9 protein-coding genes and 1 pseudogene are annotated in these 14550 nt (G+C 44.7%); 2 read left to right on the top strand and 8 right to left on the bottom strand.

Annotation, left to right across the window (positions count from 1 at the left end; translation table 11 throughout):
* The first annotated feature begins 207 nt into the window (after positions 1 to 207).
* The gene (locus C6Y39_RS03825; RefSeq protein ID WP_105929991.1) at positions 208 to 2466 is read left to right on the top strand and encodes a TonB-dependent receptor; all 2259 of its coding nucleotides are present in this window, start codon (positions 208 to 210) and stop codon (positions 2464 to 2466) included.
* 277 nt (positions 2467 to 2743) lie between these two features.
* A complete protein-coding gene (locus tag C6Y39_RS03820; protein WP_105929990.1) occupies positions 2744 to 3415 on the top strand; it encodes a haloacid dehalogenase type II in 672 nt (223 codons plus the stop codon).
* Positions 3416 to 3574: 159 nt separating this feature from the next.
* On the opposite strand, the gene C6Y39_RS03815 is transcribed toward C6Y39_RS03820, so the two are convergent.
* From C6Y39_RS03815 to C6Y39_RS03780, 8 genes and pseudogenes are all read right to left on the bottom strand, one after another.
* The gene (locus C6Y39_RS03815; RefSeq protein ID WP_105929989.1) at positions 3575 to 3835 is read right to left on the bottom strand and encodes a hypothetical protein; all 261 of its coding nucleotides are present in this window, start codon (positions 3833 to 3835) and stop codon (positions 3575 to 3577) included.
* Between the two features lie 428 nt (positions 3836 to 4263).
* Entirely contained in the window at positions 4264 to 5310 is a 1047-nt protein-coding gene (locus C6Y39_RS03810) for a protein-glutamate methylesterase/protein-glutamine glutaminase (RefSeq protein WP_105929988.1), read from the bottom strand.
* On the bottom strand, positions 5307 to 5930 hold the full coding sequence (gene cheD, locus C6Y39_RS03805; protein ID WP_105929987.1) for a chemoreceptor glutamine deamidase CheD: 624 nt from the start codon (positions 5928 to 5930) through the stop codon (positions 5307 to 5309). The genes C6Y39_RS03810 and cheD overlap by 4 nt, the downstream gene beginning before the upstream one ends.
* Before the next feature lie 8 nt (positions 5931 to 5938).
* Positions 5939 to 6769: a CheR family methyltransferase gene (locus tag C6Y39_RS03800; RefSeq protein ID WP_105930024.1), complete on the bottom strand. Its 831-nt coding sequence runs from the start codon at positions 6767 to 6769 to the stop codon at positions 5939 to 5941.
* Between the two features lie 2 nt (positions 6770 to 6771).
* The gene (locus C6Y39_RS03795) at positions 6772 to 9681 is read right to left on the bottom strand and encodes a methyl-accepting chemotaxis protein (protein WP_105929986.1); all 2910 of its coding nucleotides are present in this window, start codon (positions 9679 to 9681) and stop codon (positions 6772 to 6774) included.
* A gap of 94 nt (positions 9682 to 9775) precedes the next feature.
* Positions 9776 to 12082: pseudogene (locus C6Y39_RS18935) on the bottom strand (methyl-accepting chemotaxis protein).
* A 5-nt stretch (positions 12083 to 12087) separates the two neighbouring features.
* Complete coding sequence (locus C6Y39_RS03785) at positions 12088 to 12591, bottom strand: chemotaxis protein CheW (RefSeq protein ID WP_105929985.1); 504 nt, start codon at positions 12589 to 12591, stop codon at positions 12088 to 12090.
* On the bottom strand, positions 12588 to 14522 hold the full coding sequence (locus tag C6Y39_RS03780; RefSeq protein ID WP_105929984.1) for a chemotaxis protein CheA: 1935 nt from the start codon (positions 14520 to 14522) through the stop codon (positions 12588 to 12590). The genes C6Y39_RS03785 and C6Y39_RS03780 overlap by 4 nt, the downstream gene beginning before the upstream one ends.
* Positions 14523 to 14550 lie beyond the last annotated feature (28 nt).

The raw sequence follows: 14550 nt of genomic DNA, 5'->3' as shown, positions 1-14550 counted from the left end.
CGAAATGACAATATAGCGCGAATCGCCTTAGCGTAAAACCATGTTAACAACAATAAACAAAAAATTTGCAAACGATTGCATTTTATCCTTGCAATCGTTTGCAAACAGATCTATTTTGTTTCGCAATCGTGATGCGTATAACAATTTTTAAACCTGTTTAACGCATTCAGTTAACAACGCAATAGAACATTTTCGGGAGCACACACCATGAAAACGTTGTTTACAAAAGGAATGCTGGCGAGCGCAGTAGCGGTAGCACTAACGCAGCCTGCCATGGCACAAGAAGACGTAAAACAACAAGCGAAAGACAACGCAGAGATCATTGTTGTCAGCGGTACGCCGGGCGGCGCAGGAATTAGAAAAATTGATGCAAGCTTCGCGGTAACGAATATCGATGCGAGCGACATTGAAAAACTCGCACCTAAGTCAACAGCCGATCTGTTTAAAGCCATTCCAGGTGTTTGGGTTGAAAGCTCAGGCGGTGAGTCGGGCGCTAACGTATTTGTGCGTGGTTTTCCAGGTGGTGGCGATGCCCCGTTCTTAACGATTGCGCTTGAAAATTCTCCTATTTACCCTGCACCTACACTTTCTTTCCTTGAAAACTCCCAGCTGTTTCGTATAGACGATACAATTGAAATGGTTGAAGGTTTACGCGGTGGTCCAAACCCTGTAGTAAGCAACGGTCAACCAGGTCTTACGACTAACTTCCGTCTTAAGCGTGGTGGTGAGTCAACAGAAGCATCAGCCAAGTACACTATTTCTGACTACGGTCTTAACCGCGTAGATGTTGTCGCGAGCGGTGCGCTAGATGACGACTTGTACTACATGGTTGGTGGTTACATTAAGAGCTCAGAAGGTATTCGAGATGCGGGCTTTAACTCTGAGCAGGGTAACCAGTTCACCGTTAACATCACTAAAGTATACGATAAAGGCGAGCTTAACCTTTATACCCGTCAAACTGATGATCGCGGTACTTGGTACTTACCTACACCTTTAAACATTGAAGGTATTGATGCCAACTACACGCAAATAGGCCCGTTGAATCGCCAAGGCACCATTACTTACGGCCCTAACGACACAGCTGAGTCTTTCGACTTTGGCGAAGGTCGTGGATGGGACGGACACGTTAGTGGCGGTAGCATCAAGCTTGACTTAGGCAACGACTGGCAGCTTGTTGACCGCTTTAACCTAACCAAGGGTAAAGCAAATACCTTTGGTCTTGTACCAAACGGTTCTGCAACGACCGTTGCAAGCGTTGCCGACAATGGCGAGTCAGCCACCGGCGCTGTAACTGGAACCGTGTATGACGGCGACACTCCAATTCAACAAATTGGACGCTGGGTTGTACTAAAAGACATTGAAGCTTTCACGAACGACCTTGCTGTGTCGAAAAGCTGGGAAGACTTCGATACCTCGTTTGGGATTTACAGTGCAACGACAAAAGCCAAAGACTGGTGGAGCATTGGTAACACGGCTTACCACGTATTACAGCCAGGCGGTGAATTGCTAGACGGTATTAAGTGTAACGCCGACGCACAAGGGTGCGGATTTAACTACGACATCAGCTCAGTAGGTGATGCAAGCACCTTCGCAGTTTATGCAACCGGTACATGGTACGCCACCACAGACTTGAGCATCGACTTAGGGCTACGCCGTGAAAATCACGAAGTGAACTATTCGGTAGATGAAGATCTTGACGGCAAAATAACTAAAGCGCTTGAGTACGACGAAACCAAAACGTCGTGGACAGTGGGCGCAAACTACGCGCTTAATGACACCAGCGGTGTATTTGTTCGTATGAACCGAGGCTATAAAATGCCTTACTTCGATGACTTCAGAGACAACTGGGGTGCTTACACTGGTGGTAACGACCTAATTAAAGAAGTTACTCAGAGTGAACTTGGTTATAAGTTCATGAATGACAGCATTCAGTTCTTTGCGACGGCATTCGCTAACGAAGTAAAAGGCGATACGTTTGTACGCCGTCCGGGTGCGCCGGCTGAAATTCTTACTAACGAAGCTTACGGCCTAGAGCTTGACGGTCGCTATAGTCACGATTCAGGTTTCTCACTCAGCGTAAATGCGACAATTCAAGAGACCGAGATCACAGAAAGCGCAGAAAACGAAGGTAATGAAGCTCAGCGCCAGCCGGGTTGGCAGGTACGTGTAACACCAAGCTATGGCTTTGACATCGGCGATATGTTTGCCACGGTATACGGTACATTATCAGCGGTTGATGATCGCTTTGGTAACAATGAAAACACGGTTGTACTAGAGGGCTACGAGAAAGTTGATGTAGGTCTAACGCTAGAGCCAACGGATTCACTTCGCCTTCAGTTCTCTGTTGATAACCTGACCGACGAACAAGGTATTACCGAGGGTGACCCGCGTAATCCAGATTCGCCAAACGGCCGCTACATTATGCCTCGCAGTATGAAGCTAAGCGTTTCTTACTTATTCTTCTAAGAACGAACACGCAATACCTAAAAAAGATAAAGCCGGCTCTTTGAAGTGCCGGCTTTTTGTTATTCACGGTTCTTTATATTCTTGTCGACTCATTTTGTGGCGCTATCGTTACCCTATTTTTAGCCACATCTTCGGCTCTTATTCCATCAGCGTTAATTCATCGACATTAGTCGTAATTCGCTTCTGTAAAACCAATTCTGTTTTACAGTGGTATAAGCATCGAACAAGGGAAAACAAAGCATACCGTTTTCTGCCATCTACAAAAGGGAGGTGAAGTGTGACGCCAAGGGTAATTTTCTTCGACATTAATGAAACACTCTTAGACATGCAGGCCATTAAAACTGGCTTAGCGGCGGTATTAAATGGCGATGAGACTCTAGTAGACTTGTGGTTCGCTAATTTGTTACATCACAGCTTGGTAGATACTATGTCGTCGCAGTTTCACGATTTCATTGATATCGGGGCGGCAGCACTGACTATGGTTGCGCACGGAAAAGGGATCGTGCTTGATAAAGCAAAGGCGAAAGACACAATCAAACAGCACATCACCCGGCTGCCCGCGCACGAGGATGTTATTCCTACATTAAAGGCGCTTCAAAGTGCGGGCGTAACCTTGGTCGCACTTTCAAACTCCTCAAAAGCAGGGCTTGATGCACAGCTTGAATATGCCAATATTCGAACTTACTTTTCCCATGTATTGAGTGTGGAAAGCATACGCACTTACAAACCCCATGCAGCTGTTTACCACTGGGCCTGCCAGCAGGCTAACGTAAAGAACAAAGACGCCATGATGGTGGCTGCACACGGATGGGATGTGAGTGGCGCTAAAGCGACAGGTATGCAAACTACATTCGTTAAGCGTGCGGGTAAAATGATGTACCCGCTAGGGCTTATGCCCGATCACACTGTTGCATCGCTAAACGAGTTAATCGGTATAGTGACAAAATAGAAGAAGAGGCAGAATGGATTTTGCCATCTTGACGCGGAAATATTTTTTATATTGATAAACGCTGTAACTAGGTTTGCTAATTCGGTTTAATTTTTACTAGCGTTCAAACAAAAAAAGCCCTACCAAGGTAAGACTTTTTCTTTGCTAAACACACTAATCTTAAAGTTTTGCTAGCTCTGTGCTATTAGCTTGAAAACCTTTTGTACTGCAAGACGTTCGTTTAGTTTCTAATGCGCTGAGCTGACGCTTAAGCCATGATTTCTGAATGCCAGACTTTGCTACATCCATCTCTGTACTAACGCGCGTGATTTCTTTGCCAACATTAACGCATTCTTTTTTGTTCGGTTCAAAGCCACCATTGGCTAGTACAGAAGAAGAAAACATTAAGGCCGATATTGCTAAAAGCGTTTGCTGTTTCATAAGAGTCCCCAACTACTCGTTATAATCCCGGGTTTAAGTCATACCGTAAGAAGGAGCATATATTTGCTCTCGAATCTGTAAGAAATATAGCAGGCCTTTTATTCTTGTTAGGTACTTCAAAACATACGCTGTAATAAATCAGCGTTTACTTTGCCACCATCGCAAGTATCAACCATTGTCTTTTATAGTTTTATTATGTCAATTCGTTAAACAGCCAATCTACTTACGTATCAATTCTTATCATTCTACGCACTTAATAAAAAGCCTATCCATAGTATCGGCCACAGCAACAGCATTCTGTAGCAGCATCACTTTTAATTAAGCGGCGTTATTAAATCACCTTAGCTTTAATGGGACAAGGGAAGTGATAACATTTTCTTCACAGATAACCGTTCAATGGTACTTACATAAGCACAGACTCACCCTCATCACAGACGGCTACCGGCATCGAGTTTCTCTACCGTATTCATGACAACGCTGCCCATATCTTCTAGGCTAACTACACTTTTTGCAGCGCCCTTTTCTATCGCTACTTTCGGCATTCCAAATACAATACAACTTGCTTCATCTTGGCAGAAGGTTTCACTACCCGCATTACGCAACTCAAGCAATCCCATTGCGCCGTCGCTACCCATTCCTGTTAGCAATACACCTATGGCATTGCTGCCTGCGCTTCTGCACAGAGAGGTAAATAGCACGTCGACAGAAGGTTTATGTCCGGACACACGCGGCCCGTCGGAAAGCCTAATTCTGTAGTCCGCACCGCTTCTCTCGATTTCCATATGCTTATCACCGGGCGCTAGATAGGCCTGCCCTGGCAATAATCGCTCACCGCCTTTTGCTTCTTTAACCTGCATTTGACATACAGAGTCTAGCCGTTTGGCAAACGTTGACGTGTATCCAGCAGGCATGTGCTGAGTAATCACAGTAGCGGGCGCATTCGCTGGAAAAGTGCTTAATACTTCTTTAATGGCTTCAGTGCCTCCTGTAGACGCGCCAATTGCTATAACTTTCTCTGTTCCTGAGTAACTAACAGTCTTGACTACAGCAGATTTAGTAGGGTTACGTTTTTTGACTTTAGAGCGGGCTGCTGTACGAATTTTTTCTACTATCATTTCATGATAATCAGCCATACCTTGAGCCACGCCAATTTTGGGCTTTGCCACGAAGTCGATAGCGCCAAGTTCAAGAGAGCGGAGGGTGGCATCCGCCCCCTTTTCAGTAAGCGTTGAAATCATCACAACGGGCGTGGGTTTAGCGTTCATGAGTACTTCTAAAAACCGCAACCCGTCGACTTTTGGCATTTCAATATCAAGGGTTATAACATCGGGAGCTTTTTCGAGTACCAGCTTTTTAGCAACAAACGCATCGGGTGCTGCGCCTACAAGTGTCATGTCAGGCTCACTTTTAATTATTTCACTAAGGATCTGCCTGATCAGAGCTGAATCATCCACTACCAATACTTTAATTGTCATTTTAAATCCTCAAACAAATCTACGTCACCGCTTGCATCTCGGTTATTAAGCTCCCAGCGATGCTGGCTTTCTCGCTCAATAATTGTTGCATTATTAAGCTCGTGGATACGTTTCATGAACACATTGCCGTTGGTAGGGAAAAAATATATTTTGCGGGCGTAGGTGTCGCAAAGATCGCTCGCGATAATTGGAATTTTTTCAGTGTTCAAAAATTGTGTAACAAACTCTGCGTTAAACCTGCCCACATCACTTTGTACAAAAGACGGGACGACCCTTCCCCCTCCAAATACCTTTGCTTTTAACCTCTTTTTGGACGCACCTACTTTTATCAGTTCGTTAATAAGCACCTCCATTGCATGCACGCCATACTTCGCCGCCATTCCCTGCACTTTTTCGAACTCGCCCGCCGTTTTATTCACATTAGGAAGCATGAAATGATTCATTCCCCCCACACCGGTTATTGGGTCGAACATGCAGGCTGCTACACAAGAGCCGAGAACCGTGACCAGCATTTTATCTTGAGACGTAACAAAATATTGACCAGGTAACAGCTTGATGGCGTCAACTGAAAAACGCTTATCATAGTAGCTAATAGGTACTTCAAAATTACAGGGCTCCACGTAATCTCCTAACCGGCCGGGCGATAAATAGTCTTTCCTACCGGCCTTACAAGATTAGTATGCATATTGAAGTTTTCAGAGTGCCCCGCCATATAAAGCCCTGTAGGCTTGAGCATATCTACCATCCTTTTCAACACATTCAATTGCGTCGGTTTATCGAAATAAATCATCACGTTTCGACAAAAAATAATATCCAGTGGCGCTTTAACGTCCCAACTTTGGTCGGTAAGGTTGAGCTTCTTAAACTGCACCATTTGGCGCAGCTCATCGACTACCTTAACCTTTCCTTCGTTCGCACCTTTTCCTTTATGGAAAAATTGCTTTTGACGCTCAATGGGGATTTTGGAAATTGACGCTAACGGATAAACCCCGGCTTTCGCCTTTGCCAATACTTTACTATCTATGTCTGAGGCGATTATTTTGACTGGCGTTTTAAAACTACCAAACGCCTCAGCAACCACCATCGCAATAGAGTAGGGTTCCTCGCCTGTTGAGCTAGCAGCACACCAAATATTGGTAACGTTTGAATGCTGAGCCAAATAGTCAGCCAACGCTGTAAAATGATGAGGCTCGCGAAAGAACGAGGTCAGGTTAGTCGTCAGCGCATTAATGAATTGCTCCAACTCTGCTTCAGACCTACCAACAACTGCAAGGTAATCGTTAAAGCTCTTCAGGTTCAGCGCTCTTATACGCCTTGCTAATCGGCTATACACCATTGCTTCTTTCGCGTCGGATAAATTAATTCCCGCCTTTTTAAACAGCATTTGCTGAACTTTTTTGAAGTCCGCTTTTTCAAAAGCGAACTCCCTTGTTCCACTGCGTTCTTGTACTTCTGCCATCATTAAAATGACTCCCACTCCGCTTCAACAGGCATCGCTGGCTTCAAGGCTTGAGCCCTTGGTGCGTGGTTAACTGAAGACGGCATTCTTTGCTGACGGTATTGCCCTTGCGGTAGGGCAGCGATTTGCTGCTGATCAGCAGTCAGCCCTCTTCCTACATTAAACACTGAAACACGTTCATTCAGCTGAGAAGACTGTTGTCTTAAACTGTCTGCCGCAGCAGCAGCCTCTTCTACCAACGCAGCATTTTGTTGTGTCATTTCATCCATTTGGACAACCGCACGACTTACCTCTTCAATTCCACATGCTTGCTCTGCAGAAGCCGCTGCAATTTCAGACATGATGTCGTTTACACGTTTGATGGAAGTTACAACTTCTGCCATGGTTTCGCCAGATTTCACTACTAGTTGGTTACCACTTGCTATCTTAGCTACCGAGTCAGATATGAGCTCTTTGATGTCTTTCGCTGCCTCAGCTGAACGCTGTGCTAAATTGCGTACTTCTGACGCTACTACCGCAAATCCGCGGCCTTGCTCGCCCGCTCGAGCAGCTTCTACGGCTGCGTTAAGCGCAAGAATATTTGTTTGGAAAGCAATGCCATCTATGACCCCTATGATGTCTGAAATCTCTTGGGCAGATTCATTGATTTGAGTCATGGTCTCGACCACTTCTCCAATCACCTCTCCGCCTTGAGATGCAATTTTACTTGCTTGGGCTGCTAGACTATTTGCTTGGTCTGCATTTTCAGCATTGAGTTTAACCGTACCGGTAAGTTCTTCCATGCTTGATGCGGTCTCTTCAAGGCTCGAAGCTTGTTGCTCAGTTCGGCTAGAAAGGTCCGCATTGCCAGTAGCAATTTCTCCCGACGCTACGTTAATAGTCTCTACCGCTTCGTTGATATTGGTAATCGTGCCACGCAATTCATTAATGAACTGATTAATGGCTTCACCAAGGACAGCAAAATCCCCCTCTAGCGCGTGATCGATATTTACTGTCAGGTCGCCCTCTGTCAGCTTGGTCATTACATGCTTGATCTCATCTACCGCCTGGGTTCTACCCGTAATATCAGAGGCAAATTTAACTACTCTGAAAGGCTTGCCGTTGTGATCAAGTATCGGGTTATACGAGGCCTGAATAAAAACTTCTTTTCCGTTTTTACCTAGCCTACGATACTCGCCCGAAGAATAAGAACCATTGCGCAACCCTTCCCAGAATGCAGCATATTCTGGGCTCGCTCGGTAAGAAGGGTCTACGAACATGCTGTGATGCTTACCTTTTATCTCTTCTAGCGTATAGCCCAAGGTGTTTAAGAAGTTTTCATTGGCATCTTGGATAACGCCGTCCATATTGAATTCGATAACGGCTTGTGATTTACCAATGGCTGCAAGTTGCCCTTCAAAATAAGCATTTTTTACTTTTTGTTCAGTAATATTGCTTGCGTATTTGACAACCTTTATAACATTGCCACTCATGTCGAGTATGGGATTGTAGGTGGCTTGGATCCAAACGTCCGTGCCGTCTTTTGCGATGCGATGAAACTCACCAGAATAGAATTGCCCTTCGGCAAGTTGCTTCCAAAAGGTTTTATACTGGTCTGACTCTCGCTCTTGCTTTGTAACGAAAATGCGGTGATGTTTTCCTTGGATTTCATCTAAACCATATCCAACCGTAGCTAGAAAATTATCGTTAGCAGTGAGAATATTGCCATGCACATCAAACTCAATCACCGCCTGAGATTTACTAATGGCGTCTATTTGCCCTGTATTAAAGGCGTTTCTGAGCTTTTGTTCGGTAACATCTGACGCATACTTAACAACCTTAAGGGGTTGACCGAATTCATCGAATATTGGATTGTAAGAGGCTTGGATCCAAAGCTCGCTGCCATCTTTTTTCACTCGTTTGAATTCACCTGATTTGAACTCTCCTTTTTTCAAATCTCGCCAGAAAGCTGCATATTCAGGGCTCATTTTATAATTTGGCTCTACAAACATGCTGTGGTGCTGCCCTTTTATTTCGCTCAGGTCATATCCGGTTGCTGCACAAAAGTTTTCGTTAGCATTTTGTATCACGCCATCTAAGTTAAATTCTATAACCGCAAGCGATTTGCCAATGGCATTAATTTGACCTTCGTAATCTGCATTTTTTCTTTTCTGGTCAGTAATATCGGTAGCAAATTTTACTACACGAATTATATTACCGAGCTTGTCGTATATAGGGTTGTAGGAGGCTTGAATCCAAATTTTATCGCCGTTTTTAGCTACACGGCAATATTCACCGCTGCTACGTTCTCCATTTCTAAGGCCTTCCCAAAACTTGCTGTATTCTAAAGAAACGCCGTAATCGGGTAACACGAACAATCTGTGATGTTGACCAACGATGTCATCTTTTGAATAGCCAGTAACTTTTAGAAAATTTTCGTTGGCGTCTTCAACTATGCCATCTGGCGTAAATGATATGACCGCTTGGCAACGGTCGAGCCCATCTAATACGCCCGTTTTGTATTGAAGTTCCTGGTCATTTAACCACTCAACCATGGTGCCAATTTTTATACCCTCTGCACTTTTAATCACGGTCAGCTTTAACGTAAACAGCAAGTCGCCGATGGGCACTAAGAAGGAATCTTTGCTATTACAGTTGGCATAACGATTGGCGAGTTCATTATTGTTGGAAAAAAAGTTGGCCATAGGCATGCCATAAAGACTGTGGTGGTCAACATTTGGTAACGCTGATTTAAACTTCTGCTGATGTTCTTGTATCAGTGCCAATAGTGCTTTGTTTGCAAAAGTGATTAAGCCTTCAGCGTCGACTAGCATCAAACAGGCCGAACTCTCACTTAGTGCTTGCTCTTGGAAACGAGAAAGGCTTTGTGCTGCTTCCAACTCTTCGTTGTGAAATATTTTAAATACACCCATTGTGTTACCACCTCATCAATAGCGACCCATTTACGACTCGCTTAAAACATATAAAAAAGGCGAATTTTTTTCAAAACTCGCCTTTCTCTCTTCGTTAGAACGATTCCCACTCATCGCTGCTAGGGACCTTTGGCGCAAGCTTTTTAGCGCTATTTAGCTTGGTCACTGGCGCTATTTTTTTCTCGTTACTTATTGCAAAAGATTTTGCAGGCTGCATTTCGTGTGAATCTGCTCTATCACCTATGTTGAACGTTGAAACCCGTTCAGATAAGTTACCAGCCTGCTGCTGTAAGCTTTCAGCCGCTGCTGCCGCCTCTTCAACCAGTGCAGCATTCTGCTGTGTCATCTCGTCCATCTGCACGACCGCTTTGCTCACTTCTTCTATACCGCAGGCCTGTTCAGCACTTGCTGCGGCTATTTCAGACATGATGTCGTTTACTCGCTTGATGGATGTAACCACTTCTTCCATGGTGTCGCCGGACTGGTTAACTAACTTATTACCGCCATCAATTTTATTAACCGAGTCTGAAATAAGTTGCTTTATTTCTTTCGCTGCTTCAGCGGAACGCTGGGCCAAACTGCGGACTTCAGAGGCTACAACGGCGAAGCCACGGCCTTGCTCTCCGGCTCTAGCAGCCTCCACGGCCGCATTGAGTGCCAAGATATTGGTTTGAAAGGCAATTCCATCTATGACACCTATAATGTCTGAAATCTCTTGGGCAGACTCATTGATAGACGACATGGTATCGACCACTTGACGAATTAACTCTCCACCTCGACTTGCGATATCACAGCTTTGAGATGCTAGGCTGTTTGCTTGCTCTGCATTTTACGCGTTCAGTTTTACCGTACCGGTCAATTCTTCCATACTGGAAGCGGTCTCTTCTAAACTCGAAGCTTGTTGCTCGGTGCGGCTGGAGAGGTCGGAATTGCCAGTAGCAATTTCAGAAGCCGCGGTGTTAATGGTTTCTACTGCCTGGTAGATTGAACCTATTGTGCCCGACATTTCAGTCACAAATTGATTAATAGCGTCTCCTAATACTTGGAATTCGCCTTCAAACTGCTCATCGAGCACAGCGGTGAGGTCGCCCTGCGACAAACGTGTCATTACGTCGCTAATTGACCCGATTATGCGACGCATATCGTCTATAAAGCGATTGATAGACGCGCCCAATTCCTTGAACTCTCCCTCAAACTCATGATCGATTCGGCAATCAAGATTTCCTTCAACCAACTCGCTCATAGCGTGTTTAATGTCTTTAATCGCTTGTTTTGTACCCGTAATATCAATAGCGTACTTCACCACGCGATATGGCCTACCGTTTTGGTCCAAAATAGGGTTGTAAGACGCTTGGATCCAAACTTCCTTGCCACCTTTGCCAACACGCTTAAACTCGTCAGAAAATTGCACACCTTGGCGTAGTTGTTCCCAAAATTGTGAATACTCAACGCTGCGCTTGTAGTCATCTTCGACAAAGATGCTGTGATGTTTACCAACTATTTCTTCAAGGCTATAGCCCACCGTATTAGTGAAGTTCTCATTAGCATTTAAAATTTTGCCATCCAAGTCGAATTCAATTACCGCTTGCGCCTTATTTATCGCTTCAATTTGCCCTTCAAAATAGGCGTTTTTAAGCTTTGATGCGGTAATGTCAGTCGCAAATTTAACAATGCGAATAACTTTTCCATCACCGTCAAATACTGGGTTATACGTTGCCTGAATCCATACCTCTTTGCCCATCTTGTCGAAGCGACAAAACTCCCCACTTTGACCTTTACCCGCTTTTAGGTCGCGCCAGAACTGACCATACTCCTCTGACCGCACGTAATCAGGGTCACAAAACATTTTATGATGGTTACCCACAATTTCGTTCAGGCTGTAACCCAAGGCGTTAAGAAAGTTGTCGTTGGCGTGCTGAATAACACCTTCAGCGTTAAACTCTATGACCGCTTGGGCATTGTTCAACACTTCTAACATCGTGCTTTTAATGAGGAGTTCAGACTGATCAACCCACTCAACCATAGTGCCAATGTTTTCTCGGTTTTCGTTGAAAAATGGGGTCAGAGTAAGTTTAAAGTTCAGGTCGCCAATGCTAATTGTAGAAGTCATTGTTGACTTTAATTCGGCTAAAATGCCGCGCTGATGTGAAGGGTTTCGATGAAACTGATCGATGTTTTGCCCTTCTAAGTTATCTGCCGAAAAACTTGGCAAGACAGCTTGAAGCTTTCTTTCGTTCTCTTTTAATAGCGTCTTCACCGATTGGTTGGCATAGATAATGTTCCTATCGGCATCCGCCATCATAATGCAGCAGGTTGTAGCATCTAACGCCTGCTTGTTGCGCAATGCTTGTTCAACGTCAGTTGCTTTAGTAAATTCTTCTAGCCACGTCATAATGCCCATTTTCTCTAGACCTCTACCGCTTGTGTTTTCGTTTCAACTAAACCCAATTCATTGCTCGTTATCAGGCTTTCAATATTAACTAAAATGACCATGTGCTCGTCGACATCAGCCAGTCCATGAAGGTATTTACTGTCGAATGCCACGCCAAACTCAGGTGGCGGCAGCATGTCTTCTTCTGAAAGGCGGATGACATCAGACACACCGTCAACCACAATACCCACGATCCGGTCGTGCACATTGAGCATAATGACTATCGTGAAGTCGTTATATGTCGCCTCTCCCACATTAAATTTAATGCGCAAGTCCACAATCGGAACGATATCCCCGCGAAGATTTATCACCCCTTTGATAAAGCTAGGCGCATTGGCGATTTTAGTAACTTGCTCGTAACCACGAATTTCTTTAACTGTCGTTATATCAAGCGCATAGTGCTCTTCACCTAAAACAAAACTTAAAAATTCGTTTTCTTGTGATGCACTAACGGCTTGCTGTAATGCTGCCTCGCTCATAGTGAAACCTCTTCATTAGGAATATTGATACAGTTTGCTGCCACTGAATCTGCGTCTAAAATCATCGCGACCTTGCCATCACCCATAATGGTCGCGCCGGCTATACCTGCGACCTTCTTGTAATGTTGCTCTAAACTTTTAATAACCACTTGCTGCTGACCGACAAGCGAATCAACTAAGACGCCATACCGCTTTTTGCTACTTTCAAGTAACACAACAATGCCTTTGGTAGGTTCTATAACCCCATTATCAACTTGCATTAGCTGAGTGAGCGAGACGAGAGGCCAATACTGATCTCTAATCCATAGCACCTTGTCGTTGCCCAGTGTTTTGACTTGCGATTTGGTAGGTTGAAAAGATTCGATTACGTTAAGGAGAGGGATAACGAAGATTTGATCTCCCACTGAAACACACATCCCGTCGACGATAGCGAGGGTAAGAGGCAAATGAATATAGAATGCTGAACCCTCACCTTGTGACGATTCAATTTCAATACGGCCACCAATGGATTCAATGTTACGGCGAACTACGTCCATACCCACACCGCGGCCCGATACATCGGTTACCTCTGCGGCGGTAGAGAAGCCTGCTTGGAAAATAAGCTGCCAAATTTCGCTATCTGGCATATCAGGCGAGACCGGAAGTCCGTTCTGTGTCGCCTTTTCTAAAATACGTTCTTTGTTTAAGCCTGCGCCATCGTCAATAATTCCGATGATGATGCTGCTGCCTTTCTGCTCAGCGCTTAATATTACAGTTCCGTTTTCTGACTTACCGCTTGCAAGTCGTTTTTCAGGACTTTCGACGCCATGGTCAATACTGTTTCTCACTAAGTGCGTCAGTGGGTCGACAAGTTTTTCGATTAAGCTCTTATCGATTTCTGTATTACCGCCTTGGATAACTAAGTCGACTTTTTTGCCTAACTTAGAAGATAAATCTCTCACTACCCGAGGGAATCGATTGAACGTCATATTCACAGGCAGCATGCGCATCGACATGACGGATTCTTGTATTTCTCTCGTATTGCGTTGCAGTTCGTCAATCGCTAGCTGCAAGCGCTCTCCGATTTGGCCCTCTACTTCTTGACCTACGTTAGAAAGCATAGATTGGGTAATCACAAGCTCGCCGACTAAATTAACCATGGCATCGATTTTCGTCGTGTCTACCCGTATGGATGCCGCTTCTTTAGGCGCCGCTTTTGGTTTAGGCTTAACTGGTTTAACTATTGGCTGTTTAGGCACTGACTGAGCAGCTTGCTCAGCGTCTGGTTTTATCGGTAAGTTTTCTGGTGCATAGAAGCCAAATCCTTCATCATCTTGAGCTTCATTAGCAGTTTTTTCTGTCTGGGGCTTACTATGGCTTGACTCGTCTTCATCATTGAAAAATCCAAAGCCTTCGATTTCTTCTGACTGCGTCTCGGATACCGCCGTTTGGGCTTCTCCTTCGTCGTCATCAAAGAAACCAAAGCCCTCTATGTCATTGCTTTGGGCTGAGGTATCCTGCTGATGAACAGACTCTTGCAAATCATCAGCGGTCTGCCCAGAAGCTCGAGCTAACGTTTCTTCCAGTACCTTTATACTTGCCTCTATTTGGTCTTGAGGAAGTTCGGTTTGCTCTTTATAAGCCGCTAAGGTGTCTTTCAATACATCCAACGTCTGGAGAAATATGTCTACAATGGCGGCTGTAACCTGAATTTCTTGATTTCGTGCTTTATCGAGCAGGTTTTCCATAACATGGGTGAGGTTCATCAACGCATCAAACCCGAAGATGCCACTGCCCCCCTTAATTGAATGCGCTGCTCTGAAAATACTATTAAGCTCTTCAGGGTCGGGGTTATCTACATCTAAGGTCATGAGCAATTGCTCCATGTCCTGGAGATGCTCGTCGCTCTCGTCAAAAAATACGCCATGGAACTGATTTACATCGATAGTCATAAATGACTCCCCTCTACCCTAAACACGC

This window comes from Alteromonas gracilis, from assembly GCF_002993325.1.
Classification (GTDB): Bacteria; Pseudomonadota; Gammaproteobacteria; order Enterobacterales; family Alteromonadaceae; genus Alteromonas; species Alteromonas gracilis.
The sequence above is the reverse complement of the archived record's forward strand: the minus strand, read 5'-3'. Positions and strand labels throughout refer to the sequence as shown.